The organism is Rubrivivax gelatinosus, assembly GCF_004340905.1.
Classification (GTDB): domain Bacteria; phylum Pseudomonadota; class Gammaproteobacteria; order Burkholderiales; family Burkholderiaceae_C; genus Rubrivivax; species Rubrivivax gelatinosus.
This window is the reverse complement of sequence record NZ_SLXD01000021.1, coordinates 1-25513: the sequence shown is the minus strand read 5'-3', so window position 1 is coordinate 25513 and position 25513 is coordinate 1. Positions and strand designations below refer to the sequence as shown.

Annotated in this window: 19 protein-coding genes and 1 riboswitch; of the genes, 6 read left to right on the top strand and 13 right to left on the bottom strand. The window is 73.0% G+C overall.

All coding sequences use genetic code 11. The features are described from left to right. Position 1 precedes the first annotated feature (1 nt). The 8 genes from EV684_RS22730 to EV684_RS22695 form a co-directional block, all read right to left on the bottom strand. Complete coding sequence (locus tag EV684_RS22730) at positions 2-1366, bottom strand: 4Fe-4S binding protein (protein ID WP_132649652.1); 1365 nt, start codon at positions 1364-1366, stop codon at positions 2-4. Between the two features lie 37 nt (positions 1367-1403). Next, positions 1404-2216 (bottom strand): FTR1 family iron permease, encoded by an 813-nt coding sequence (locus tag EV684_RS22725; protein ID WP_132649629.1) that lies wholly within the window; start codon positions 2214-2216, stop codon positions 1404-1406. Between the two features lie 28 nt (positions 2217-2244). Further along, positions 2245-2586: a cupredoxin domain-containing protein gene (locus EV684_RS22720; RefSeq protein ID WP_132649628.1), complete on the bottom strand. Its 342-nt coding sequence runs from the start codon at positions 2584-2586 to the stop codon at positions 2245-2247. A 5-nt stretch (positions 2587-2591) separates the two neighbouring features. Continuing rightward, positions 2592-4127: a carbohydrate porin gene (locus EV684_RS22715; protein WP_165908572.1), complete on the bottom strand. Its 1536-nt coding sequence runs from the start codon at positions 4125-4127 to the stop codon at positions 2592-2594. 3 nt (positions 4128-4130) lie between these two features. Then, the gene (locus tag EV684_RS22710) at positions 4131-4688 is read right to left on the bottom strand and encodes an iron transporter (RefSeq protein WP_132649627.1); all 558 of its coding nucleotides are present in this window, start codon (positions 4686-4688) and stop codon (positions 4131-4133) included. A gap of 299 nt (positions 4689-4987) precedes the next feature. Then, positions 4988-5338, bottom strand: a complete 351-nt coding sequence (locus EV684_RS22705) for a hypothetical protein (RefSeq protein WP_132649626.1) — start codon at positions 5336-5338, stop codon at positions 4988-4990. A 147-nt stretch (positions 5339-5485) separates the two neighbouring features. Continuing rightward, a complete protein-coding gene (locus tag EV684_RS22700; protein WP_132649625.1) occupies positions 5486-9607 on the bottom strand; it encodes a translocation/assembly module TamB domain-containing protein in 4122 nt (1373 codons plus the stop codon). Positions 9608-9610: 3 nt separating this feature from the next. Further along, entirely contained in the window at positions 9611-11440 is a 1830-nt protein-coding gene (locus EV684_RS22695; RefSeq protein ID WP_165908571.1) for an autotransporter assembly complex protein TamA, read from the bottom strand. Positions 11441-11668: 228 nt separating this feature from the next. Between EV684_RS22695 and EV684_RS22690 the strand changes: the two genes are divergently transcribed. The 3 genes from EV684_RS22690 (at position 11669) to EV684_RS22680 (ending at position 16456) form a co-directional block, all read left to right on the top strand. After that, complete coding sequence (locus tag EV684_RS22690) at positions 11669-12595, top strand: mechanosensitive ion channel family protein (protein ID WP_132649624.1); 927 nt, start codon at positions 11669-11671, stop codon at positions 12593-12595. Between the two features lie 12 nt (positions 12596-12607). Continuing rightward, positions 12608-13168, top strand: coding sequence for an NADPH-dependent FMN reductase (locus EV684_RS22685; protein WP_132649623.1), 561 nt, complete (start codon positions 12608-12610; stop codon positions 13166-13168). 155 nt (positions 13169-13323) lie between these two features. Next, positions 13324-13410: riboswitch (cyclic di-GMP riboswitch) on the top strand. 61 nt (positions 13411-13471) lie between these two features. Further along, positions 13472-16456 (top strand): S8 family serine peptidase, encoded by a 2985-nt coding sequence (locus tag EV684_RS22680; protein WP_207184670.1) that lies wholly within the window; start codon positions 13472-13474, stop codon positions 16454-16456. Between the two features lie 211 nt (positions 16457-16667). On the opposite strand, the gene treZ is transcribed toward EV684_RS22680, so the two are convergent. From treZ to EV684_RS22655, 5 genes are all read right to left on the bottom strand, one after another. After that, positions 16668-18416, bottom strand: coding sequence for a malto-oligosyltrehalose trehalohydrolase (gene treZ, locus EV684_RS22675; RefSeq protein ID WP_132649622.1), 1749 nt, complete (start codon positions 18414-18416; stop codon positions 16668-16670). Between the two features lie 11 nt (positions 18417-18427). Further along, positions 18428-19921 carry a 4-alpha-glucanotransferase gene (gene malQ, locus EV684_RS22670; RefSeq protein WP_132649621.1) on the bottom strand — a complete coding sequence of 498 codons (1494 nt, stop codon included), beginning with the start codon at positions 19919-19921 and terminating at the stop codon, positions 18428-18430. An 11-nt stretch (positions 19922-19932) separates the two neighbouring features. Further along, entirely contained in the window at positions 19933-21573 is a 1641-nt protein-coding gene (locus tag EV684_RS22665; RefSeq protein WP_132649620.1) for an alpha-D-glucose phosphate-specific phosphoglucomutase, read from the bottom strand. A gap of 105 nt (positions 21574-21678) precedes the next feature. Further along, positions 21679-21894 carry a hypothetical protein gene (locus EV684_RS22660; RefSeq protein WP_132649619.1) on the bottom strand — a complete coding sequence of 72 codons (216 nt, stop codon included), beginning with the start codon at positions 21892-21894 and terminating at the stop codon, positions 21679-21681. Positions 21895-21907: 13 nt separating this feature from the next. Continuing rightward, positions 21908-22822: an SPFH domain-containing protein gene (locus tag EV684_RS22655; protein ID WP_132649618.1), complete on the bottom strand. Its 915-nt coding sequence runs from the start codon at positions 22820-22822 to the stop codon at positions 21908-21910. A 241-nt stretch (positions 22823-23063) separates the two neighbouring features. On the opposite strand from EV684_RS22655, the gene EV684_RS22650 reads away from it, so the two are divergent. The 3 genes from EV684_RS22650 (at position 23064) to EV684_RS22640 (ending at position 25258) form a co-directional block, all read left to right on the top strand. Then, positions 23064-23372 carry a hypothetical protein gene (locus tag EV684_RS22650; protein WP_132649617.1) on the top strand — a complete coding sequence of 103 codons (309 nt, stop codon included), beginning with the start codon at positions 23064-23066 and terminating at the stop codon, positions 23370-23372. A 124-nt stretch (positions 23373-23496) separates the two neighbouring features. Further along, positions 23497-24861 (top strand): dicarboxylate/amino acid:cation symporter, encoded by a 1365-nt coding sequence (locus EV684_RS22645; protein WP_132649616.1) that lies wholly within the window; start codon positions 23497-23499, stop codon positions 24859-24861. A 37-nt stretch (positions 24862-24898) separates the two neighbouring features. Then, entirely contained in the window at positions 24899-25258 is a 360-nt protein-coding gene (locus EV684_RS22640; protein ID WP_132649615.1) for a hypothetical protein, read from the top strand. The last annotated feature ends 255 nt before the right edge of the window (positions 25259-25513 follow it).

The window sequence follows — 25513 nt, the reverse complement described above, 5'->3', positions numbered from 1 at the left end:
CTCACCAGCCCCAGAAGATCATCGTCCAGCTCGCGGTGGCCAGCGCCAGCGGCAGCGTGTAGAGCGCGGTCGCCGCCAGACGAGTGGCCGTCGGGGGGCTGCCGCGCGCCACAAGCCGCCAGCCCAGCCACAGCGACCACAGCGCCGCGCCGCCCAGCAGCAGCGCACGTGCGGACCCGACGCCCGGCGGAACCCAGCCTTCGGCGCGCAGCTGCGTCAGCGTCGTCATCGACAGCCCGAGGAACAGCCCGGCGCCGGCGATCGGCACCAGCCCCATCGCCAGCGACGCCCAGTCGATGCCCCCGGCCAGCCGCGCCGAGGCACGCAGCGCGGCCCAGCCGAGCACGCCGGTGACGAGCGCGTAGACGCCGATGTAGCCGCAGACCAGCAGCCCGTCGAGCCAGGTGAAGGCATCGTTGACCTCGGGGTAGTGCGTCAGCAGCCACCACGGCGCGTTGTCCTGCAGCAGGAGGAAGGCGTCGCGCTCGATCAGCCAGGTGGCCGCGGCCTGGCGGGCGGTGGTGAACCAGGGGCTCACGCTCCACTGGAAGGCACCGACGGCCACGCCCAGCGTGCCGAAGACGAGCAGCAGCGCCAGTGCGAAGTCGCGGCGCGAGGGCTTGGCGGCCAGCACCTCCTGGCTCGGCGAACGCGCGGCCAGTTCGATCGCGTCGCGGTGGCCGCTGCAGCGTCCGCAGGCGTGGCAGTCGGAGGCGCCGGTCATGTGGCGAAGGTCCACCAGCGGCGCGCAGTCCACGCGCGGCGGCGGGCCCGGGTAGGTTTTCCAGGCCGCTTCGTCGACGCGGTAATGGAACGGCGCGATCTTGGCCAGCAGCGCGAAGACGCCGCTGACGGGGCAGAGGTAGCGGCACCAGACGCGTTTTTCGCGGCCCCAGACGAAACCGACGCCGGCGGCCAGCAGCGTCGAGCCGCCGAGGATCAGCAGCGCCGGTGCGGCGTACTGGTAGACGCTGACCAGCTGACCGTAGACCGTCGTGCAGACGAAGGCCACCACCGGCCAGCCGCTCCAGCGCACCCAGCGCGGGATCGTGCGCCCCAGGCCGTGGCGGCTGGCGAACTCGGTCACCGCGCCTTCGGGGCAGAACACACCGCACCAGACGCGGCCGAAGAGCACGGTGCTGAGGATCACGCCCGGCCACCACAGGCCCCAGAAGGCGAACTGCGCCGCCAGCGTCAGGTTGGAGACGATGCTCGCGCCGGTGGGGGGCAGCGGCAGGAACACCGGCACCACCACCAGCGCGGCGTAGAACACGACGACGAACCACTGGACGGCGAGCACCCAGCGGCGGTGGCGGCGCAGCGCGTCGCCGATGCGCGCCAGCCGCGTCCTGCGCGGCCGGGCCATGAAGCGGATCGGGACGGCGGCCGTCATCGCGCCGGGCTCAGGCGGTGCGCGGCGCCGCGCCGCGGCGCAGAGCCCAGATCGTCGCGCTCCAGAACACGAGGTAGCCGATCAGCACCGTGGCCGACGGGCGGGCGCGGTAACCCAGGAAGTCGGCGAGCACGCGGCCGATGCCGCGGCCGTCGTCCAGCAGGCCGGAGCTGTCCCAGACCGGGTCGATGAGCGGCGGGATCCAGTCCATGCCGATCATGCGGTCCAGGCCACCGGCCAGCAGCGCGGCGGCGATCAGCAGCAGCAGCACTTCGCTGATCCCGAACAGCACGCGGTAGCTGAGGAACCGTGCGCCGCGTGCGATCAGCCACGCGGTGGCGGCGGCGAGCACGAAACCCGCGGCGGCGGCAACGGCGTTGGCGGCGAGTGCCGAACCGCCCGACTCCAGTCCCAGGCCGTAGAGGAAGACCACGGTCTCGGCACCTTCGCGTGCGACGGCGAAGGCGGTCACGAGGCCGACCCCCAGCGCACCGGAGGCCTGGCCGGCCTGGCGCTCCAGTTCGCGCTTCATGCCGCGGCCGTGGCGGCGCATCCACAGCACCATCTGCACGATCAGCGCGGCGGCGGTGAAGACCATCACGACCTGGAACACCTCCAGCGCCTGGCCTTCAAGTTCGCTCTGCACCGCGAAGGTCGCGGCGCCCAGCGCGGCGGCCAGCAGCAGGCCGCCGGCGGCGCCCAGCCACAGGCCGCGGCGCAGCGGCGCGGGGTCGGGCTGGCGCGAGATCCAGGCCAGCAGCACGCCGATGACGAGCATCGCCTCGAGGCTTTCGCGCCAGACGACGATCAGGGCATTCAACATGAGAACGATTCTCGCTCCTGCTGGAGCGTCATTTCGCGACGATGGTCATGCCTGGCTGGTCCAGGTGGAACTCGTCGATGAAGTGGTAGCTGCCGGGGCGCAGCGGGTGGATGACGACGAAGGAGTTGGCGCCGGGGCCGAGCACCTTCTCGACCCGCAGGTCCAGGTTCTCGAACTCCGACGGGCCGGGGCCTTCATTGCGGATCGTCAGCTTGATCTTCACGCCCGCCGGCACTTCCAGGCGCGCCGGATCGATGCGGCCGTTCTTGATGACGACGGGGTAGGTGGCCAGGCCCTGGGCGGCCGCGGCACCCGCCCCGAGGGCGAGCACCGCGGCCAGGGCCGCACGGCGCGAGACGCGGGCGGCCACGGCGATCAGAACCCGAGCGTGGCGCGCAGGCCGAAGGCCTTGACGTCGCCGGCGCCGTCGTCGCCGCCCGGACGCGAGATCCACTGGAAGTCCGGCGTCAGCGCGATCTGATCGTTGACGTGGTAGCGGTAGTAGATCTCCGCGACCCGTTCGCTGCCGCTGGCGGCATAGCCGAACACCGTGCCGTCGGCACTGGCGCGACGGTAGTCGTCGCTGGTGCGCAGCAGGCCGGCGGCCAGGCCCAGGCCGTCGGCGGCGCGGCCCCAGACGTTGCCGGAGAGCTCGGCGCCCAGCGTCAGCGCGCGGCCGAAGGCGGCCGTGCCCGAGCGGCGGTGGCCGTAGCGGCCGAACAGCGTCAGGTCGTCGGTCACGCGCTGGTCGACCGACAGGCCCCAGCCGGTGTGCGCGTCCTCGTTGCCGTCCAGGTCGCTTGCGCGGCCGTTGCGCCAGCCGTAGACGCGGTAGTTGCCGGGCAGGCCGTCGAAGAAGCGCGTCGAGTACTCCAGCTGGCCGATGACGAAGGGCTTGCCCAGCGACCCCGAGAAGTTGGTCGCCGGCCCCGAGCCGAACACCGCCAGCGAGGCGCTCCAGATGCCGGCCTTGTCCTGCTCGTTGACGTAGGCCGCGCGCACGCCCGGCGTGAAGCCGTAGGCGTCGACACCGGCGTCGCCGCCCGAGTCGAGCATCGGGTTGTGGACGAAGGCGTTGTTCAGGAAGAGCGCGGTCTCGTCGTCGGCGGCGGCGTTCTGGTCGAAGAACACGAAGGGGTCGATCTTGCCGACCGTGAACTCCAGGCGCTGGCGCGAGTACGCCTTGTAGCCGTCGAAGGGCAGCGGCACGTTCAGCTGGTACCAGGCCTGCGCGAGCACCGCGAAGGAGGAGTCGGGGTCGTTGACGCCGGCGACCTGGAAGGTCGAGGAGTTGGTCGTGCTCGTGTAGGTCGGGCGCAGGCCGACGCCGTCGCCCTGGCCGAAACGCAGCTGGGCGTAGATCGTGCCCTCGGCCTGTCCGATCTCGCCGCCGGGCAGCGTGACGGCGATGTCGCCGCGGTAGTTCAGGCGCGACTCGCGATCGCCCGACTCCGTGCCGGCGCCGTTGACCTGCTGTGCCACGGCGACCAGGCCGCCTTCGACCGTGATGCCCTCCAGGGCCTCGATCTGGCGCGTCTGCTTCTGCATCGACAGCGTCTGCGTCTCGACCGCCTTCAGGCGCGTGACGAGCTCGGGCTCGTTCTCGCTCAGGCGTTCGCTCAGCAGCGCCTTGTCGGTGGCGGTCTGGGCTTCCTCCAGCGCCTTGACGCGGGCCTCGATCGGGGCGGCCTTGGGCGCGGTGGCGGAGAGTTCGGTGACCTTCTTCTCGAGCTCCTGGTTGCGCTGCTCGAGCTGGCCGAAGCGTGTGGCCAGTTCACGCAGCTGGGCCTTGAGCTGCTCGATCTCGCTGCCGGCTGCCTGGGCACCGCCGGCCAGGCCGGCCAGCGTCAGTGCGGCAACGAGCCGGGCGTTGCGCAACGCGAACCCGTGTCTCGGGGGCAGGCTGGACATGGTTCAGTACCCGCCCTTCTTGCCGATGCCGGCGTAGGTGAAGTCCCATTCGACGCTGAAGGTCTTGAACCACGGGCGCACGCCGGTCTCGCGGTCGGTGTGGCGGCCGTAATGGGGCGACAGCGGGTTCTCCTTCGCGTTGGGCGGGTAGATCGTGTACTTGACCTTGTACTTGCCCGGGCCCTGCAGCTTGACGTTGTCGCCGTAGTGCGGGCCGTCGCTGGCCACCATGGCCATCATGTCGCCGGTGATCGGTGCGCCCGAGCCGCCGACCTTGGTGATCTCGTACTTGATGTGAAGGAACGGCACCCAGAAGCCTTCGGGGTAGCCGTTGGGGTTGTTCGACAGCGCGTGGATGTCGGCCTCGATGTGCACGTCCGACTCCGACGCCTTGCGCATGTGGCCCTCGGGCTCCATGTCGATCGGCTGCAGGTAGACCGCGGCGATCTCCATGCCGGCCAGGTTCTGCGGCGTGCCGATCGGATATTCGAGCGCGTAGGCGGAGGTGGTGAAGCAGGCGGCGGCGACGGCCAGGGCGGCGCCCCAGTGGCTGGGTTTCATCGAAAATCCTCGGTTCGTGTTGTAGATACGAGTGAGTCGCAAAAGCATTTCGATCGTGGAATGATCGCGACGGGCTGTCAACACGAGCCGTTTGGCTCAAGTCAAGGATGTGTCGGGCAGACGCCCCGACAGCGCTGGGTGATGGCGGCGGGCAGGGGGGGCGAGCCGGTGCCCGGAGGCTGGCGGGCCGCGCCGGGCGGGCCGGCCAGGGGGGCGACGGGGCCGTGCGGAGACGGCCGCTGCCCCAGGGGGCCGATGCGGTTCGGCCTGCAGCCGAGCCGAACGGCCCAGGGCCGGTGTCAGCGGCAGGCGGCGATCATCTGGTCGGCAGGGGTGCAGCCGTTGGCATTGGAGCCCGGGTTGGATAGTTCACCGCTGGACTGGTTGACCGTCAGGCTGTAGTTGCAGCCCGCCCCGGCGCCGGCGCCCCACGGATTGCCGGAGCTGTTGAAGGTGCAGGTCTTGCCGACGACACGCAGCACGATCTTGTCGCGTCCGGGGTTGAAGCCGGTCGCGCTGGTCGAGGTGATGCTGGTGCCGCCGGGCGACTGCAACTCGGTCACCGAGGTGATCGACAAGGAATCCGCGAACGCCGGGGCGCCGAAGGCCAATGCCGCGAGAACCAGCGCAGGTTGGAGACGGGTCTTCATGGGAAGCTCCTTGTGAAGGGGAAACGGGCGACACGGCCGCAGTCCCGCGGCCGCAGGTCGTTGTGTTCCCCGTCACTGGGGCTGTCAATTCCCTCTGAAGGAGGACATCGTGTGCCGTTCGGGGCGAGAAGCCTCGAGGCCGCCCGCTCAGTTCCAGCGCCAGCTCCAGATGACGTCGAAGGCGCTTTCGTCGCCCGTCTGCGCACGCACCGTGAAGCGCCGTGCGACGCGGTAGATCAGCTGCCAGGAGCCGGCGGTCGCGTTGACGCCGCGTTCGTAGCCGACGTAGAGCCGGTCGCTGAGCTGCTTGCCGATGGTCACGACGGTGTCGCGGGCGTCGCCTTCGCCGCTCTGCGAGACCGACAGCTCGTCCAGCCCCAGACGCTGCAGCAGCCCGGTCGACGGCCCGCCGCCTTCGCCGGCCAGCAGCGCCAGCGCGGCCTGCTGCAGGATCGCCGTGTCGGCGCGCCCCAGGCCTTCGGAGGCGCGCCCGGTGACCAGCCAGGAGAGCTTGTCCAGTTCGCTCATGTCGGGCTCGCTGTACAGGCGCACGCGCGGGTCGGCGGTGCTGCCCTGGATCGTGACGCCCACCCGCACGTCCAGGTCTGGCCGCACCGCGAGGATGTCCAGGCGCGGCGCCGCGACCTCGCCGCTGAAGCGCACCAGGCCCCGTTCGATGACCAGGTTCTGGCCATAGGCCTGGTAGCGCCCGCCGACGGTGCGCACCAGGCCGTTGATCGCCAGCCGGCCTTCGGGGGTGGACACGCGCAGCGTGCCGGTCAGCCCGGTGTCGATGCCGCGGCCCTTGAGCCGCAGGTCGTTGCCCAGCGCCAGCTCCAGCGCCACGCGGCTGTTCTTCATCAGCGCAGACGGTTCGCGTGCGCTCGACGCCGCCACCGGCCGCCGGCCCGGCGTCGGCGGACGGTTCTCGACGACGACGTCGGCGTCCAGTGACGGTGCCTCGCTCTGCGAGATGTCGATGCGGCCGCGGTCGACGGCGAACTTGCCGTCCACCACCAGCGACTCGGCACGCAGCCCCACCGTCGCCCGGCCGCTGACCGCGACGCGCCGGTCCACGCGTGTCAGCGCCTCGAAACGTTCGGCCACCAGCGCCAGGTCCGCTGCGGGCTGGGCGCCCAGGCGTGCCGTGCCGTCGATGGCCAGCGTGCCGTCGCCACCGCGAAAACGCAGCCGTTCCAGACGCAGCTCGTCACCGCGCAGCGTGACGAGCAGCGAGCCCTGGTCCAGGTCCACGCCCTGCAGCAGGTTGCCCAGCTCCAGCTGCGAGCCTTCGATGCGGCCGCCGAACTGCGGTGCTGCGGCCGTGCCGCCGACCTGCGCCGTGGTGAACAGCGAGCCGCCCAGGCGCCAGCCGGCCGGCAGCCAGGCGCTCCAGACGTCGATGTCGGGAATGCGCATCTCGACGACACCCTCGGCCGGCGCCTGCGGCGCGGGCCAGGCCAGTGCCGGGTCGGTGCGCACGGTCTGCGAGCCGGCCATCACGCCGATCTGCGTGCCGACCACGGCCTGCGTCGTCTCCCAGCGGCCGTCGTGGGCCGACAGCGCGAAGCGCAGGCCGGTGAAGCCGAAGGCGATCGGCAGGTTGCCACGCACGACGCTCAAGTCGCCTTCGGTGCGTTCGAACACGGCGTCGGCGTCGAAACGCTCGGTACGCCGCAGCTCGATGCGGCCGGCGATCTTCAGGTCGCCGCTCCAGCCGGCGTCGGGCTGGGCGCGCTGCAGCCAGGGCGCGAGCGCCAGCGGCTCGAGCTGCGCGGCCAGGTGCAGGCGCGCCGGCGCGCCCTCGCGGGGCGGCGCCTGCCAGGAAGCCTCGTTCCAGCGCAGTGCCGTGCCCAGCAGCAGCAGCCGGCCCGGCGCCAGGCGGGCCTGGCGCGGCGCGCCGCCGGGGGCGAAGTCGGCGCCGAACTCCAGCTCGCGGGCCTGCACCCAGGGCGTGGCACCGGGCGCGCCGGCCAGCAGTTCGCTGACCTTGGCGCGCCAGGCGCCGCCGCCGGCGCGTGCCGGCACCCAGGCGCCGCCGGCGCGCAGCACCAGCGTGCTCGGGCCGGTGGCGGGCGACGCGGCGGTGTCGGTCCAGGCCGGCGGTCTCAGTGGTGTCTGCGCCTGCAGCACGAGGCGATGGCTGCCCAGCGTGCCGTCGACCGTGGCGTCCACGCGGTCCAGGCGCTGTTCGCCGCGTGCCAGGCCCTGGGCCTGCAGCGCGATTTGGAGCGGCGCGTCGCGGCCGTCGGTGGCGAAGGTCCAGCGTGCATCGGCACGCTGCAGCGAGAACGAGGCCGACCGCAGCCCGGCGGCGCCGAGCGTGCCTTCGCTGCGCAGCGACGGCCAGCGGCCTTCGGCGCGGGCGTCCAGCGTCAGCGTGCCGGCCGACGGCCACCAAGCGGTGGCGCCCGGCAGCAGTGCCGCCAGCGGCGCCAGCGCCCCGGGCGCGGGGCCGTCGACGATCAGACGCACGCTGTCGCGGGCCGCGCCGCGCCAGGCCAGCGTCGCGCGGTTGCCGCCGGCGGCCAGCTCGGCGTCGAGGCGGGTGCTGCCGGCAGCGGCCTTCAGCGTCGCGCCCGCCTGCAGCGGCACGCCGGCGAGCACGCTGTCGCGCAGCTCGGTGCGCGCGCTGCCGGCCAGCGCGGCCAGCAGCTCGGGCAGCGGTCGATCGAAGGCGGCCTGCGGCAGCGACAGATCGGCGTTCCAGTCGCCGCTAAGCGCATGCGGGCCGCGTCGCCACGGCGAGCCGTCGGCGCCTCGCCACCAGGCCGATGGGTCGAAGCGCCGCAGCTGGCCTTCGCTGCGCAATCGCCACGCGGCGGCGGCGTCGCGTGTCAGCGTCGCGCCGGCCTCCAGCCGGGCTTCGCCGGCGGCGAGGCTGAAGCGTTCGAGGCCGGCGTCGAGGCTGCCGTCGGCCGCACGGCGCAGGCGCGCGGCGAGCTCCAGCCGCACCGGCCTGCCGCTGGCGGCGTCCAGGCGGCCCGAGAGGTCGGCGCCGGCGCGGGCGTCGAGCGCGCCGGATGCGACGCCCGAGCCCGGCAGCGGCAGGCCCCGCAGCTCCAGCGTCAGCGGCCCGCCCGCGCTCATCGGCGGCAGGCGGCGGTCGAGTTCGGCCGGCCGCAGGCCTTCGAGCGCCAGCGCCAGCGTCAGCGTGTCGCCGGCCCAGCGCCCGCTGCCCTGCAGCCGGCCCGCCGGACGATCTCCGGTCAGGCGGGCGTCGAATGCCTGCAGCTCGAGGCTGCGCGGCGTGTCGATGCGGCCGGCGACCCGTGCCACCAGCGCCTCCAGCGGCAGCCGGCCGGCGTCCCAGGCGCCGGGCAGGGTGTTGCGCAGCTCGATGTCGGCCCGGGCCGGCACGTCGCTGCCCTGGCTGTCGACGACGACACGCCCCTCCAGCCGCGTCGTCGGCAGCACCGCGGCGATCTGCGCCAGGTCCAGCGCGCGTGTCGTCGCCTGCAGCGACTCCAGCGGCCAGGGCGCGAACGGCGCGACACGTGCCTGGGCGTCCAGGCGCACGTCGCCGTCGCCGCGCAGCGTGGCGTCGAGCTGCAGCCGGGCGACGTTGCCCGAGGCGCCCAGCGTCGCGCGCCAGGGCTGGGCGGCGCCGTCCTCGGCGGCGGCCTGCAGCTGCAGCTGCACCCGGCGTTCGCCGTCGGTCTGCACCTCGCCGCTCGCGCGGGCTTGGCCGCCGGGCCAGGCGAGCTCGAGCCGGCCCAGGCGGTGCAGCGCTCCGCCGTCGGCGCCCAGCGCCAGGTCCGCGCGCAGGGCGCGCAGCGCCGGCGCATCGCCGATCTGGACGGTGTCGACGGCCAGCGCGCGGATCTCCAGCGCCATCGGCAGGCGCAGGTCTTCGGGCGGCATGCGCCGCGGCGGCGTCTGCGGCGTCGTGGCCGGCGTGCCCGGCGTCCACTCGACACGCCGGGCCGTCGGCGCGTCGAGCACGATGCCGACCCAGGCACCCGGGTGCGGACGCCAGCGCCAGTCCAGCCCGCGCCAGGCGAGTTCGTCGATCTGCAGCCGTGCGCCGTCGGCGCCTTGCCAGCGCAGCGAACGTGCCGAGAACGCGGCGCCCACCGGGCGGCCCTGCGGTTCGGTGATCTCCAGGCCGGGCACACGCGCCAGCAGCCAGCGCCAGCCGGCCTCGGTGCTCCAGATCCAGGCGAGCGCCGCGCCAGCGGCCAGAAGCACCGCCACGGCGGCGGCCAGGGCCCAGGCGAGGCGGCGCGGGCGGCGCGGCGGCGTGGCGGGGGAGGGGCTCGTGTCCATGGATCAGAAGGTCACGCCGACGCTCAGGTGCAGGCGCACGTTGCCGGTCTCCTGGCCGCGCGCGACGTCGATGCTGAGCGGCCCGATCGGGCTGCGGTAGCGCAGGCCGACGCCGTAGCCCAGCGCCGGCTCGTAGTCCTGCCAGCGCTCGGCGGCACGGCCCGCATCGACGAAGACCGCGCCCCAGAGCTGCGGCATGCGCGCCAGGATCGGGCGCGCGATCTCGACGCTGGCCGTGGCGAGCACCTTGCCGCCGTAGACGATGTCGTCCTCGGTCGGCGCCAGCGATCGGTACTCGTAGCCGCGCACCGAGCTGTCGCCGCCGGCGCGAAAGAGCAGCGAGTCCGGCGGCGTGACGTCGTCGCGTGCGAAGACCTCGCCGGCTTCGACCCGCAGCGAGCCGTACCAGCGTCCGAACGGGCGGTAGGCGGCCAGGCGGCCGTAGGCGCGCACGAAGGGCCCGGTGCCGCCCGGGTCGGAGCGCGCGCGGCCGCCGCCGACCTGGCCCGAGAACACCCAGCCCTCGGTGGGCAGCAGCATGTTGTCGACGCGCCGCCAGATGCCCTGGTAGTGCAGGCTGAGCGCGTCGGAGTCGGTGCTCGTGCCGTCGTCGAGTTCACGCAGCGAGCGTTCGGCCTCGACGTAGACCAGGCGGTCGATGCGCGGCGTCTCCTGGGCACGGCCCAGCCGCAGCCGCAGCGACGAGACCACGTCGGTGGAGGACTCGATGCGCTCCGCCGCTCCGCCGACCAAGTTGCGGTACAGCCCCGGCAGCGTGTGGGTGCTGAGTTCGCCGGTCCACGAGCGCCGCACGCGGCCGAGCTCGAAGGCGTTGCGCGCCGTCAGCGCCTGGCCGAAGACACGCCGGTGCACGTGCTCCACGGTGCCGCGCGGGCCGACCTCGGCGCTGATGCCCAGACCGAAGGTCGCCTCCTGGCGCTCGCGCTCGGCCAGGCGGATGGTGATCGTCGCGCGTTCGGGATCGGCGGCGCGCGCGTCGAGCTGCACCGAGGCGGTGGTGAACAGGCCCGAGCGCTGCAGCCTCTCCTGCACGTCGAGCAGCAGCTTCTCGGTGGCCGGCGTGCCGGGGTCGAAGTCGGCGATGTTGCGCACCGTGGCCTCGTCGTGCATCTTCAGCCCGCGGATGCGCAGCGTGCCGGTGCGAAACAGCGGCCCGCTGTCGGCCACCAGCTCCAGGTCCACGCGGTGCGCGGTGGCGTCCACGCGCGCCAGCGTCGAGGTCCAGTCGGCGCGGGCGTAACCCAGCGCGCGCAGGCGGGCGATCGCCGCGGCCTTGGCCGCGGCCCACTCGGCGTTGCGGAAGGGCTCGCCGGGCTCGAGCGACCAGCCTTCGCGCAGCGCCGCGTCGCCGTCGACCGCGTCGGCGTCGCCGCGCTGCCGGGCCTCGGCCAGCGGCCCCTGGATCTCGATCTTCAGCGCCCGCACCCGGGCGCGCCGGCCGGGGTCGACACGCAGCTCGACGACCGGCGGCTCGCCGGCGAACTGCTGCACCACGATCTCGGGCGTGAAGAAGCCTTCGGTCTCGACCAGCGAACGCACCTGGTCGGGCGCCGCGGCGACGAGGCGGTCGAGCTCGCGGGGCGGCAGCGTGCGGCCGTTGGCCAGCGCCGGCAGGCGGGCCAGGTCGAGCTGGCGTTCGAGCAGCTCGCGCACCGTGTCCGGGGCCTCGACGCGCAGCGTCAGCACCGGGGCCGAGGCGGCCGTCTCGGGGGGCGCGGCGCCGTCGGTGGCGGCCGCTGGCGGCTCCCGGTTCACGGCGGCGCAGCCGCAGAGCGAGAGGCAGGCCAGCCAGCCGGCGCACAGCCGGCGCATCAGGCGCGGCTCCGGGGGCGTGCGGGTTGGCAGGCGGGGGGCGCCGGGCGGGACAACGAGGGCATCACGCAATGCTTTCATCGACCGGGGCCGGCTGGCAAGTGCGTCGCCTGCAGGCGCGGGACTTGCCGTTGCCAGCCGCCCGCCCGTGTGGTGGGGGTTTTGGGCTTGCCCGTAGAGTGCCCCGCATGCCCGCTCACCGGCGGGCGCTGCCTGGAGGATGAGACTTTGGATCTATCGTGGACCACGGCGCTGACCGACCCGGACTTCGGACGCTGGAGCGAGCCGCTGCGTTCGGGTCTGCGCATCGTGCTGATCGTGATCGCCGCCTGGGTGCTGGCCAAGGTGCTGCAGCGCCTGGTGCGCGCGATGAACGTGCGCTTCAGCCAGCGCCTCGAAGGCGACGCGGTGCGCCGTGCCGAGACCATCAACCGCGTCGCGCGCTACCTGATCGGCATCGTCGTCGGCGCGCTGGCGGTGATGACGGTGCTGGCCGAGGTCGGCATCTCGCTGGCGCCGGTGCTCGGCGCGGCCGGCGTCGTCGGCATCGCGGTCGGTTTCGGGGCGCAGTCGCTGGTCAAGGACTACTTCACCGGCTTCTTCATCCTCTTCGAGGACCAGATCCGCACCGGCGACGTCGTCGAGGTTGCCGGCATCGGCGGCCTGGTCGAAGACATCACGCTGCGCCACGTGCGCCTGCGCGACTACGACGGCAACGTGCACTACGTGCCCAACAGCCTGATCACGACGGTGACCAACCGCGGGCGGCAGTTCGCGTTCTCGGTCGTCGACCTGCGCATCGCCTACCGCGAGAACCTCGACGAGGTCTACGCCGTCGTGCGCGAGGTCGCCGAGGATCTGCGCGCCGACGAGCGTTTCGCGCCGCGCATCCTGCAGGAGATCGAGATCGCCGGCGTCGAGCGCTGGGACGAGAGCGCGGTCACGGTGCGGGCGCGTTTCAAGGTCGCGCCGCTGGCACAGTGGGACGTGCGGCGCGAGTTCCTGCGTCGTCTCAAGCGCGCCTTCGATGAGCGCGGCATCGAGATCCCGTACCCGCACCTGACGGTTTACGCCGGTGCCGACAAGGACGGCCGCGCTCCGGCGCTGCCGCTGGGCATCCGCCGCCAGCGGGTGCCCGACGCCGCCAACGCCTGAAGGAGCCTGCCCGTGCCCGCAGCCCAACGCATCGGCGTCGTCGTCGGCAGCCTGCGACGCGACTCGTTCAACCGCCGCCTGGCGCAGGCACTCGCGTCGATGGCGCCCGACGGCTGGGCGCTGGAGATCGTCGAGATCCGCGAGCTGCCGCTCTACGACCAGGACGACGACGGCTCGCCGGCCGAGCCGGTGCGGCGCTTCAAGGAGCGCATCGCCGGCTGCCGCGGGGTCATCTTCGTCACCCCCGAGTACAACCGTTCGATCCCGGGCGTGCTGAAGAACGCGCTCGACCACGGCTCCCGGCCCTATGGCCGGGGCGTCTGGAGCGGCAAGCCCGCCGGCGTGCTCGGCATCTCGCCGGGCGCCCTCGGCACCGCGCTGGCGCAGCAGCACCTGCGCTCGGTGCTGGCCAGCCTGGCGATGCCCACGCTGGCCCAGCCCGAGGTCTACCTTCAGGCCCGGGACGGCTTTTTCGCCGCCGACGGCGGCATCGCCGACGACGCGACGCGGCGCCTCGTGCAGGGCTGGCTCGACGCCTTCGTCGCCTGGGTCCAACAGCAGGCCGACGCCTGAAGCGGCACGCGGCGCCCGCCGCGATCGCCGGAAGTGCGCCGTATTTCGCGCTCTTTTGTCGCGACTGTTACCAACCGCTTCCCGTTGCGACGTCGCCCGGGGACACTCGGGGCGTCGGCCGGGCGTTTGTTCGGCCGCGAGCCGGCCGCCGCAAGGCGGCCGATGGGCAAACCCGGCGAAAGCCGGGGACGCAAAGCTTCCGGGCTACGGGCGGCGACGCCTAGGCCAGCGGGGCCGCCGCCACGGGCCGTCGCCCGGGCGTCCGGCCGTGGTTTGTGTCCCGAACGAGAAGAGTCGCGGCCGATGCATGCCACCCATTTCCTTCGCGCCGCGGTGCTGACGCTGGCCGCGACGTCCGGCGGCGCCTGGGCTCAGACCCAGGACGTCGGGCGCATCGTCGTGCGCTACAAGAACGGCACGACGGGCGGGCTGTCGGCCCAGGCCGTGGCCGCGACGATGTCGCAGCGCGCCACCCTGATGGCCCGGCGTGCCGGCGTGCGGCTGAAGACGCTGCGCACGGCGGGCACGCGCGCCGCCGTCTACGAGACGCGCGTCGCCGTCGACGCCCAGGGGCTGCGCGCGCTGGCGCTGAAGATGGCGCAGGACCCGGCGGTGCTGTCGGCCGAACCCGACGTGCGCGTGGCCGCGAGCACGAACGACCCTTACTTCGCGATGCAATGGGCGCTGGGCACGCCCTCGGCCAAGGCCGGTGCGGGCAACTTCGCGGCCGCGTGGCCGTACTCCACCGGCGCCGACACCGTCGTCGCCGTCCTGGACACCGGCATGACCGCGCACCCGGACCTCGAGTCGCGCCAGTTCGCCGGCCACGATTTCGTCTCCGACACCACCATCGCCGCCGACGGCGGCGGCCGCGACGCCGATCCCACCGACCCGGGTGACGCCTGCGCCAGCCGCGGCAGCGTCAGCAGCTGGCACGGCACCGCCGTGGCGTCGCAGATCGCGGCCATCGCCGACAACGGCTACGGCATCGCCGGTGCCGCGCCGGGCGCCCGCATCCAGCAGGTGAGGGTGCTGGGCAAGTGCGGCGGCTGGCTCTCGGACACCGCCGACGCCATCGCCTGGCTGGCCGGGCGCAGCTTCGGCGGCATCCCGGCGCCGTCGGTGCGGCCCCAGGTCATCAACCTGAGCCTGGGCGGCAGCACCAGCTGCCCCGGCTACATGCAGGAGGCGATCACGCTCGCCAACGCGGCCGGCATCGTCGTCGTCGCCGCGGCCGGCAACGAAGGCGCCTCGACGATCAGCGCGCCGGCCAACTGCAGCGGCGTCATCGCCGTCGGCGCCGGCACCGCCACCGGCGACCTGGCGAGCTACTCCAACTACTCGTCGCAGGTGGCGATCACCGCGCCGGGCGGCGGCTCCTGCCGCCAGGCCACGGCCGGCTGCGACACGACCGCGACGATGGCCTCGGGGGTCAACGGCAGCAACAGCTTCGCCGGCTATGCCCCGGCGCGTTATTTCAGCGGCACCTCGGCGGCGACGCCGCACGTCGCGGCGGCCGCTGCGTTGCTGCTGGCCTACTCGCCGTCGCTGACGCCGGCGCAGGTGCGCTCGGCGCTGCTGTCGGGCGTGCGGCCGTTCCCGTCGGGCAGCTTCTGCCGTACCGCCGGGCGCTGCGGCGCAGGCCTGCTCGACGCTGCCGGCGCGCTGTGGACGCTGGCGGCGCCGCTGGTGACGATCGCCCCGGTTTCGGGCGTGACGAGTGCCAGCTCGGGCTCCACGCCGGCCGACCTCGTGCCGCGCGGCGGCGCGGTGTCGCTGCGCGCCTCGGCCTCGACCGAAGGCAGCTACCGCTTCGCCTGGAAGCAGACCAGCGGCAGCAGCGTCTCGCAACTGACCGGCACCGATGCCGACACGCTGGGCTTCACCGCACCGGCGACGCCCGGGTTGCTGACGTTCTCGGCCAGCCTGACCGACGCGGCCGGCCTGGTGGCGCGCAACACCGTCACGCTGCGCGTCAACAGCGCGCCCGAGGCGCTGACGGGGCCGCTGGCCGCGGGCTACGCCGGCGTCGCCTACCAGGCCGCCCTCGCCGCGCGCGACGGTGATGGCGACACGCTGGCCTACGCGCTGCTGTCGGGCCCCGACGGTCTGACCCTGACGGCCGGCGGAGCGCTCGCCTGGGCCACGCCGGTCGAGGGCGAACACACGCTGAAGATCGGCGCCCGCGACCCCTATGGCCAGCAGACCGTCAGCGATCTCGTGCTGACGATCGGCGCTGCACCGCAGGCCCCCACCGTGCCCGGGGGCAGCTTCACGGCTCGCGCACGCACCGCCTTCAAGGGTGCCACCGGCGTCACCGGTCCCAGCGGCCTGGCGATGCGCTACGCGCTCGCGGGCCAGCCGCGCGGCATGACGATCTCCAGCGCCGGCCTGCTGTCCTGGCCCTCGCCGGTGGCCGGGCGCTACACCATCACGGTGACGGCCTCCAACCTCGGCGGCAGCGGCGCCGGCAGCTATGTGCTGACGGTCGGTGCGGCCAACCGTGCGCCGACGCTGGCCGCGCGCAGCTACGCGGCCACGGCACGCGTGGCCTGGAGCGCGCAGCTGCAGGCCAGCGACGCCGACCGCGACACCCTGAGCTACGCGCTGGCCGGCGCGGTGCCGTCGGGCTTCACGCTCGGCAGCACCGGCGCGATGTCCTGGGCTTCGCCGCGCGGCGGCCGCTTCACGATCCCGGTGCGTGTCAGCGATGGCTGGGGCGGCGCCACGACGGTGAAGATGACGCTGGCCGTGACCGACCCGAACCACGCGCCGACCGTCACCGTGCGCAGCTACGCCGCGGTCGCCGGCGCGGCCTGGACCGGCCAGGTGCTGGCGGCCGACGCCGACGGCGACACGCTGAGCTACACGCTGGGTGCCGGCGCGCCCGCGGGCCTGACGGTCGACGCCAACGGCCTGATGAGCTGGGCCCAGCCGCTGCGCGGCAGCTACAACCTGGCGCTGCGTGTGGCCGACACCGTCGACGCCGCCGCCAACGTGACGCTGACGCTGCTGGTGACCACCGACAACATGGCGCCGTCGGTGGCCGTGGCGCGCTACACCGCGCGCGCCGGCGTCGCCTGGTCGGGCCGGGTGCAGGCCAGCGATCCCGACGGCGACAAGCTGGTCTACAAGCTCTCCGGCACGCTGCCGCGCGGGCTGGGCATCGACTCGGGCGGGCTGATGCGCTGGAGCCGGCCGGTGCGCGGCACCTACGTGTTCAGGGCCGTCGTCACCGACAGCAAGGGCGCGGCGCAGTTCGTGCCGCTGACGCTGGTCGTCAGCTGAGCGGCCGCGGCCGGCGTGCACGCGTGCGATCAGCTCGTGCTGGCCCTCGCGCAGGCGGTCCAGGCCGAAGCTGCGGCGCAGCGCGAGTTCGATGCGGCGGGCGGGCGCAGGGCGTCGTGGCGTGGCGGGCATGGACGGCGGCGCCGTCGGCAAGCGGCGTTCCCCGCCGGCCCGCGCGCCGTTTCGAGGCGCTGCTCGACCTCCGCCGGCGTCAGCCGGGCGCGCGCCAGACGACGGCCGAGAAGCCGGGCAGGCGGCCCGGCGGGCGTGACGGCACGGTGCACAGCACCTCGTCCCAGCCCCCGGGCGCCGCCACGTCCTGCTCGTCGGGCCCCAGGTTCAGCCAGGTCAGCGTGCGCGGCGCGGCCAGGCGCACGAGCTTCGCCGCCGCGTCGCCGTCGACCTGCACCACGCCGCGTTCACGCGGGCCCAGATCGCCGGCACGCTTCAGGTCGATCAGCCTGCGGTAACGCTCCAGCATGAAACGGCCCTGGGCTGTCGCGGCGCGGTCCCAGCGCAGCTTGGAAGCGAGGAAGGTCGAGCGGGCATGCGGGTCCGGCGGGTCGAAACCCGGCACGAAGCCGTTCTCGGCCCGGCGCCCGGCGCGCACGCCGCGCACGACCCGGCGTTCGCCGAAGTCCTCGAAGAACAGGAAGGGCGTGGTCTCGCCCCATTCCTCGCCCATGAACAGCATCGGGACGAAGGGGCTGGCGAACATCGCCACCGCGGCCAGCAGCGCGCGCTCGGGGCCGAGCAGCGCCGCCAGGCGCTCGCCGCCGGGGCGGTTGCCGACCTGGTCGTGGTTCTGCACGTGCACGACGTGTTCGTGCGGCAGCGTCGTCGCCGGGTCGCTGCCGGTGAAGTGGCGGCGAAAGCGGTCCAGCCGCGTGCCGTCGAGCACCCAGCCGCTTGCCAGCGCCCTGACCACGTCCTCGAAGCGGCCGAAGTTCGCGTAGTGGCGCCAGCGCTCGCCGCTGAGCCAGGCCACCAGCGCGTGGTTCAGGTCGTCGTTCCACTGCGTGTCGCAGCCCAGGCCGTCGGCGGCGGTGACTCGCGCGTTGTTGCGCAGGTGTTCGGCGATGGTCAGCACGGTGCGGTGCTGGCGCCGGCCGATCTCGCGCGCCAGCTCGCTCAGCTCGCGCACGATGGGCACCGGGCTGTTGTCGTGGATCTCCGAGGCCGCGTCCAGCCGCACGCCGTCGAAGCCGACGTCCTCGACCCAGAAACGCAGGTTCTCGGCGAAGTACTCGCGCACGCCGTAGGCGTACTCGCCGTCGAAGTTGATCGCCGCGCCCCAGGGCGTGGCGGCGGCGCGCGTGTAAGGCGCGAACTGACCCGTGTAGTTGCCTTCGGGGCCGAAGTGGTTGTAGACGACGTCCAGCAGCACCGCGATGCCCAGCGTGTGCGCCTGCTCGATGAAGCGCTTCAACTCGGCCCAGGCGCCGTAGGCCGCGTGCAGCGCGAACGGCTGCACGCCGTCGTAGCCCCAGTTGCGTTCGCCGGGGAAGGCCGCTAGCGGCATCAGCTCGACGGCGTTGACGCCCAGCGCGGCGAGATGGCCCAGGCGCTGCGTCGCGGCGGCCAGCGAGCCCTCGGGCGTGAACGTGCCGACGTGCAGCTCGTAGATCACCGCGTCGTCGATCTCGACGCCGCGCCAGCCGGGGCTGGCCGCCGGTGCGATGTCGACGACCTCGGACGGCCCGTGCACGCCCTCGGGCTGGCGGCGCGAGGCCGGGTCGGGCCAGGCGGCGCCGTCGACCTCGACGCGGTAGCGGGTGCCCGCCGGCAGCGCCTCGGTGGCCGCGCTCCAGTAGCCCAGCGCGTCGCCGGACAGCACCAGCGGCGTGCGGCCGTCGTCGAAGACGATGCGCAGCGCCAGCTTTTCCGGCGCGAAGACGCGGAAGGCCGATCGGCCGTCGGCCAGCCGGTGGTGACCCAGGCGGCCGAGCGGCGGGAACACCGGGCGCGCCCTCAGAGCCTGTCGTAGAGCTGCGCCATGCGGTGCAGCCGTGTCGCAGCCTCCGGCGGCACCTCGTTCCAGCTGAAACGCCAGGCCCAGTTGCCGCTGCCGGTGCCGGGGAAGTTCATCCGGTGGCGGCCGTCCAGTCCCATCACGTCCTGCATCGGGTAGATCGCGGTGTCGGCGACGCTGGCGCAGGCGCAGCGGATCAGGTCCCAGTGCGGCGTGTGGCCGTCGGTCGCGAGGTACTCGCGCAGGTGGTTGCGCGAGGCCTCGCTGGCGCTGGCGTACCAGCCGAGGGTGGTGTCGTTGTCGTGCGTGCCGCTGTAGACGACGGTGTCGGGCTCGTAGCGGTGCGGCAGGAAACGGTGCTCGGCGTTGATGTCCTCGCCCCAGGCGAACTGCAGGATGCGCATGCCTGGGAAGGCGAAACGTTTGCGCAGCGCGTCGACATCGGGCGTGATGACGCCCAGGTCCTCGGCGATGACCGGCAGTTCGCCCAGCGCCGCGGCGATGGCCTCGAACAGCGCCTCGCCCGGCGCCGGCACCCAGCGGCCGTTGACCGCCGTCGGCTCGCTCGCCGGGATCTCCCAGTACGCCGCGAAGCCGCGGAAGTGGTCGATGCGCAGCAGGTCGACGAGCTCGAAGCTGCGTCTGATGCGCTGGATCCACCAGGCGAAACCTTCGGCGGCGTGCGCCTCCCAGCGGTACAGCGGGTTGCCCCAGCGCTGGCCGGTGGCCGAAAAACCGTCGGGCGGCACGCCGGCGATGACGCTGGGTTCGCCGCGTGCATCGAGGATGAACAGCTCCGGCCGTGCCCAGACCTCGGCGCTGTGGTGGGCGATGAAGATCGGCGCGTCGCCGACGATCTGCACGCCGCGCGTGTGGGCGTAGGCGCGCAGTCGCTCCCACTGGCGGAAGAAGCGCCACTGGCAAAAGGTCCAGAAGTCCACGCGTTCGGCGTGCTGCCTGCGCGCCGTGGCCAGGGCCTTTTTCTCGCGCTTCGCCAGCGGCGCCGGCCAGTCGCTCCAGCGGCCCGGATGGGCTTCGGCCAGCGCCATGAACAGCGCGTAGTCCTCGAGCCAGTCGGCGTTGGCGGCCTTGAACGCGGCCAGGTCGGCGCGCTCGGCGGCGCTCGCCGAGGCGGCGAAACGGCCCGCGGCGCGCGCCAGCCGGTCCATGCGGAAGGGCACGACGGCGTCGAAGTTCACCTGGCGGTCCTCGGCACCGGGCGGCGGCGCGAGTTCGTCGGGCTCCAGCCAGCCGTGCTGCGCGAGGTCGTCGAGGTCGACGAGCAGCACGTTGCCCGCAAAGGCCGAGCTGCTCATGTACGGCGAGTTGCCCGGGCCGATGCCGCCCAGCGGCAGGATCTGCCAGAGCTTCTGGCCGCCGACGGCCAGCCAGTCGATGAAGTGGTAGGCGCCGGCGCCGAAGTCGCCCGAGCCGTGCGGGCCGGGCAGGGAAGTGGGATGCAGCAGCACGCCGCTGCGACGGGGAAAACGCATGGAGACGGGTCTCAGGTGATGACGTCCGGCGCTTCGCGGCCGGTCCACGCCGGGATGCCCGCGATGTCGCGGGCCAGGGTGATCAGCGGCGCCAGCGCCGTTTGCGGGTCGAGCCCGTGGCGTGCCGGGTCGGGTTCGAACCGTTCGATGTAGACACGCAGCGTCGCGCCGCTGGTGCCGGTGCCCGACAGCCGGTAGACGATGCGCGAGCCGTCGTGGAAACCGATGCGCAGGCCCTGGTGCTTCGAGACGCTGCCGTCGACGGGGTCGGTGTACGCGAAGTCGTCGGCCAGCACGATGCGCCGGCCGGCAATGGATTCGCCCGGCATGTGCGGCAGGCGGCTGAGCAGGTGTTCCATCAGGCCTTGCGCCGCCTCGGTCTCGACGTCCTCGTAATCGTGGCGTGTGTAGTAGTGGCGGCCGTAGGTGGCCCAGTGCGACTCGGCGATCTCGCGCACGCTCTGGCCGCGCGTGGCCAGGATGCTCAGCCACAGCAGCACCGCCCAGACGCCGTCCTTCTCGCGCACGTGGTCGCTGCCGGTGCCGGCGCTTTCTTCGCCGCACAGCGTGATGCGGCCGGCGTCGAGCAGGTTGCCGAAGAACTTCCAGCCGGTGGGCGTCTCGTAGCAGGGGATGCCCAGCGCCTGGGCGACGCGGTCGACGGCGGCGCTGGTGGGCATCGAGCGTGCGACGCCGGCCAGGCCCTGGGCATAGGCCGGGGCGCAGCGCGCGTTGGCCGCGAGCATCGCCAGCGAGTCCGACGGGGACACGAAGATGCCGCGGCCGATGATCAGGTTGCGGTCGCCGTCGCCGTCGGAGGCGGCACCGAGATCGGGCGCGTCGGGGCCCATCATCTCGTCGTACAGCGCCCGGGCGTGCACGAGGTTGGGGTCGGGGTGGTGGCCGCCGAAGTCGGGCAGAGGCGTGCCGTTGAGCACCGTGCCGGCCGGCGCCCCGAGCTCACGTTCGAAGATCGCGTGCGCATAGGGCCCGGTGACGGCGTGCATCGCGTCAAAGCGCAGCCGGAAACCGCGGGCGAACAGCGCGCGCAGCGCGTCGAAGTCGAACAGGCGCTGCATCAGCGCCAGGTAGTCGGCCACCGGGTCGACCACCTCGACGGCCAGCGAGCCCAGCGCGCGTGTTCCCGGGGTGTCGAGGTCGAGGTCGGGCGTGTCGACCGTCAGGTATTCGGTGATGGCCAGCGTGCGGGCGTGGATCGCGTCGGTGACGCGCTCGGGCGCCGGGCCGCCGTTGGCGGCGTTGAACTTGATGCCGAAGTCGCCGTCGGGGCCGCCGGGGTTGTGGCTGGCCGAGAGGATCAGCCCGCCGAAGGCCTGGTGGGCGCGGATCACGCAGGACGCTGCCGGCGTCGACAGGATCCCGCCGGCACCGACGAGGACACGCGCGAAGCCGTTGGCCGCGGCCATGCGGATCACGGTCTGGATGGCTTCCCGGTTGTGGAAGCGGCCGTCGCCGCCGACGACCAGCGTCAGCCCGCCGAAGCCGGCCTCGGGGCGCACGGCATCGAACACCGACTGCACGAAGTTCTCGACGTAGTGCGGGCGGGAGAACTCGGCGACCTTCTTGCGCAGGCCGCTGGTGCCGGGCTTCATGCCGGCGATCGGGGTCGTGGTGACACGCGTGACGATCATGGACGGGCGGGGTTGGCGGGCGACAGCGGCAAGCGTAACCCGCCGCGGCGCCTGCGCCACGCCACGAGGGGCGTCGCGGCCCCGTTCCGGTGGGGGGGTGACGCTTCAGGGGGGGGCGTCGGCGCTGCTGCCGCCGGCCCGGCGGGCTCGTGTCAGGCGGGACACGGCCGCGTCACCGAGGCGCAGGCGCAGCGCCTCGCGCAGCAGGACCTCGACCTCGGCATTGACGCTGCGCAGGTCGGCGGCGGCCAGGCGCTCGACCTCGGCCCACAGCAGCGGGTCGATGCGCAGCGCGAAGGCCTTCTTGCCGGGGCTGGCCACGGCCGAGCGCCGTTCAGGCGTAAAGGGTGCCGGTGTTGACCACCGGCGTCGCGTCGCGGTCGGCACAGAGCACGACGAGCAGGTTGCTCACCATCGCCGCCTTGCGCTCGTCGTCGAGTTCGACCAGGCCACGCTGCTGCAGCCCCTGCAGCGCCAGCTCCACCATGCCGACGGCGCCCTGGACGATCTTGGCGCGCGCCGCGACGACGGCCTCGGCCTGCTGGCGGCGCAGCATCGTGCCGGCGATCTCGGGCGCGTAGGCCAGGTGGGTCAGCTTGGCGTCGACGACGACGATCCCGGCCTGGGCGAAGCGCGCCTGCAGCTCGGCGCGCAGCCCGGCGCTGACCTCGTCGGTCGACGAGCGCAGCGTCACCTCGGGCGCGGCGGCCGTGCCCTCGGCCTCGAGGTTGTCGTAGGCGTAGCGCGAGGCCAGGTGGCGCACCGCGGCCTCGGCCTGGGTCAGCACGTAGGCCTCGTAGTCCTCGACCTCGAACAGCGCCCGCGCCGTGTCCTCGACGCGCCAGAGCACCGCGGCGGCGATCTCGATCGGGTTGCCGCGCAGGTCGTTGACCTTGAGCTTGTCGCTGTTGAAGTTGTGCGCCCGCACCGAGATCTTGCGCTTGCTCGTGAACGGGTTGGCCCAGCGCAGCCCGGCCTCGCGGTCGGTGCCGCAGTAGCGGCCGAAGAACAGCAGCAGCGCCGCCTGGTTGGGCTGCAGCACGTAGAGCCCGCCCCAGACCAGCAGGCCGCCGGGCAGCAGCAGCACGGTGAGCAGCAGGTGCGTCGCCAGGCCCAGTGCCGGCTGCGGGCGCAGCATCGTGACGAGGGCCGCGATGCTGGCCGCGACCATCAGCAGCCCCAGTGCGACGAACGGCCAGCCGTTGTGCGAGCGCGCGGGGCGTTCGTGGACGGTGTTCTCGAGGCTCATCCTGGCGCTCCGGCTGATGTCAAAGTGATATCACTCTAGGGCGGCTTGGCGCTCGGCGTCAAGCGCAGGCCTGGGGCCGTGGCGTCTTCGCGGCCCGGCGGGCCGGTCGGGACGGCCCCGAGAGGCCTGTGGCAGGACTTGAATGCGAACTGCGGGCCTTGTCGCCCGTTCTTGCATCGATCGGAGCCGGCCGCGGCGGGCCATCCTTGCGTCAGTTTCTCGCCACCCGGCCGACCTCCCGATGACCGCTCTCGCCGCCCGCCGCCTCTACGTCCTCGACCTCGCCCGCCGCCTCGGCGACATGGACACCGGGGCACTCCTGCTGCATCCGCTGGAGTACCGCGTGGTCGCGCGCCGGCTCAAGCAGGCCCTGGCCGGCCTGCCCGAGGTGCTGCTCGTCGGCGCCGGCCCCGACGAACTCGCCGCGATCATCCCGCTGCTCGAGGCGCGCCACTTCGACGAACACGGCGTGCTGCGCGGCCCGCTGGCCGAGGCCTGCCGCCTGGAGGCCGAGTCCCTGCTGCGGCGCCTGGGCTGCGGCCGCCGCTGACATCCGGGCGCAGCGCCGCCGCACCCGACTCCTGCGCGCCGTCACGCGCTGCCATGGGTTTTCCCGAATCGGGATTGCCCTAATGTCACAATTGCATTTCCGCGCGAGTTGTCGATGCGGGGAGATGTCAGTGAATTCGAGCAGCGCTAATCGACCTTTTTATCGTTCCCTGTACGTACAAGTACTTATTGCAATTGCTTTTGGCGTCGCATTAGGCCACTTCTGGCCCGAGACGGGCGCCGCGATGAAGCCGCTGGGCGACGGCTTCATCAAGCTGATCAAGATGATCATCGCCCCGATCATCTTCTGCACCGTCGTCGTCGGCATCGCCGGCATGGAAGACATGAAGCAGGTCGGCAGGACCGGCGGCCTGGCCCTGCTGTACTTCGAGATCGTCAGCTCGATCGCGCTCGTCATCGGCCTGGTGATCATCAACGTCGTGCAGCCCGGCGTCGGCATGCACGTCGACCCGGCGACGCTCAACGGCGCCGCGGTCGCCGCCTACACCGGCCCCGGCAAGATGGAGGGCACGGTCGACTTCCTGCTGCATGTCATTCCGACCACCGTCGTCGACGCGTTCGCCAAGGGCGAGATCCTGCAGGTGCTGTTCTTCTCGGTGCTGTTCGGTTTCGCGTTGCACCGTTTCGGCGGCCGCGGCTCGATGGTGTTCGAGTTCATCGAGAAGACCAGCCACGTGCTGTTCGGCATCGTCGGCTTCATCATGAAGGTGGCGCCGATCGGTGCGTTCGGCGCGATGGCGTTCACGATCGGCAAGTACGGCGTCGGCACGCTGGTGTCGCTGGGCGCGCTGATGGCCACCTTCTACGCCACCTGCCTGCTGTTCATCTTCGTCGTGCTCGGCGCGATCGCGCGGGCGCACGGCTTCTCGGTCTGGAAGTTCTGCCGCTACATCAAGGAAGAACTGCTGATCGTGCTGGGCACCTCGTCGTCGGAGTCGGTGCTGCCGCGCATGATGGCCAAGCTGGAGAACCTGGGGGCGCGCAAGTCGGTCGTCGGCCTGGTGATCCCGACGGGTTATTCGTTCAACCTCGACGGCACCTCGATCTACCTGACGATGGCCGCGGTCTTCATCGCCCAGGCCACCGACACGCCGATGACGCTGACCCAGCAGCTCACCTTGCTGCTGGTGCTGCTGCTGACCTCCAAGGGCGCCGCCGGGGTCACCGGCAGCGGCTTCATCGTGCTCGCGGCGACGCTGTCGGCCGTGGGCCACGTGCCGGTGGCGGGCCTGGCGCTGATCCTGGGCATCGACCGCTTCATGTCCGAGGCGCGCGCGCTGACCAACCTGATCGGCAACGGCGTCGCGACGCTGGTGGTCGCCAAGTGGACCGGCGGCCTGGACGGCGAGCGCATGCGCCGCCAGCTCGACGGCGAGACCCAGGCCCAGGCGCAGGAGCCCGAGGCGGTGCTCGACGCCGTCGACGAGCAGATGGCCGTGCCGCCGGCGGTGCAGCCGGTGCAGCGCTGACGCGCCGGCCGGCCGCGCTACAGTGGCGCGGCCGGCCATGAAAACGTCTTGCCACCTCGTCGCCGCCGCCGTGCTCGTGGGCACTGCCGCCGGCGTGCCCGCGCAGACGCTGCTGACGCCCGGCTACCGCGTGACGATCGAGCCGCGCTGCCCTGAAGGCGAGGTCGGGTGCGCCGAGGTCGGCTACCGCGGCGTCAGCCGCCGCAGCGGCCGGGCCATCCGGCTCGAAGGGCACACGCTGCACACGCGCTGCGCCGACGGCGTCACCCCCTGCCGTTTCCTCGGCTGGGAGTTCCGCAACCGCGACACCGTCTACCGGGTGCTGGAGTCCGGCGAGCTGCGCGTGACGCGAGGCGAACAGGTGCTGGTGCAGGAACAGGGCGTGTGGTGCCCCTGAGGCCGCCGGCGTCTGCGTCTGCGTCTGCGTCTGCGTCTGCGTCTGCGTCTGCACGGCCGAGGTCGCGGTCGCCGGACGCGCGCCCTCAGCCGGCCTCGGCGGGACTGTCGGCCTCGGGCTGCGGCTGCGGCGTCTGAGCCGCCGAGACCGGCTCCAGCCGGCCCCGCGGCGGAATGACCAGCGTCGTGTACTCGGCGTACTTCGCCTCGGGCAGGTCGCGCAGGGCCAGGCGCTCGATGCGCGGCTTCTCGATCG

What these genes read in the sequence shown, in the direction of transcription:
- malQ (WP_132649621.1), bottom strand. Translation starts at nt 19,921, where the DNA reads ATGCGTTTTCCCCGTCGCAGCGGCGTGCTGCTGCATCCCACTTCCCTG.
- EV684_RS22705 (WP_132649626.1), bottom strand. Translation starts at nt 5,338, where the DNA reads ATGAAGACCCGTCTCCAACCTGCGCTGGTTCTCGCGGCATTGGCCTTC.
- EV684_RS22645 (WP_132649616.1), top strand. Translation starts at nt 23,497, where the DNA reads ATGTCAGTGAATTCGAGCAGCGCTAATCGACCTTTTTATCGTTCCCTG.
- EV684_RS22655 (WP_132649618.1), bottom strand. Translation starts at nt 22,822, where the DNA reads ATGAGCCTCGAGAACACCGTCCACGAACGCCCCGCGCGCTCGCACAAC.
- EV684_RS22700 (WP_132649625.1), bottom strand. Translation starts at nt 9,607, where the DNA reads ATGGACACGAGCCCCTCCCCCGCCACGCCGCCGCGCCGCCCGCGCCGC.
- EV684_RS22715 (WP_165908572.1), bottom strand. Translation starts at nt 4,127, where the DNA reads ATGTCCAGCCTGCCCCCGAGACACGGGTTCGCGTTGCGCAACGCCCGG.
- EV684_RS22710 (WP_132649627.1), bottom strand. Translation starts at nt 4,688, where the DNA reads ATGAAACCCAGCCACTGGGGCGCCGCCCTGGCCGTCGCCGCCGCCTGC.
- EV684_RS22725 (WP_132649629.1), bottom strand. Translation starts at nt 2,216, where the DNA reads ATGTTGAATGCCCTGATCGTCGTCTGGCGCGAAAGCCTCGAGGCGATG.
- EV684_RS22665 (WP_132649620.1), bottom strand. Translation starts at nt 21,573, where the DNA reads ATGATCGTCACGCGTGTCACCACGACCCCGATCGCCGGCATGAAGCCC.
- EV684_RS22680 (WP_207184670.1), top strand. Translation starts at nt 13,472, where the DNA reads ATGCATGCCACCCATTTCCTTCGCGCCGCGGTGCTGACGCTGGCCGCG.
- EV684_RS22650 (WP_132649617.1), top strand. Translation starts at nt 23,064, where the DNA reads ATGACCGCTCTCGCCGCCCGCCGCCTCTACGTCCTCGACCTCGCCCGC.
- EV684_RS22695 (WP_165908571.1), bottom strand. Translation starts at nt 11,440, where the DNA reads ATGCGCCGGCTGTGCGCCGGCTGGCTGGCCTGCCTCTCGCTCTGCGGC.
- EV684_RS22730 (WP_132649652.1), bottom strand. Translation starts at nt 1,366, where the DNA reads ATGGCCCGGCCGCGCAGGACGCGGCTGGCGCGCATCGGCGACGCGCTG.
- EV684_RS22640 (WP_132649615.1), top strand. Translation starts at nt 24,899, where the DNA reads ATGAAAACGTCTTGCCACCTCGTCGCCGCCGCCGTGCTCGTGGGCACT.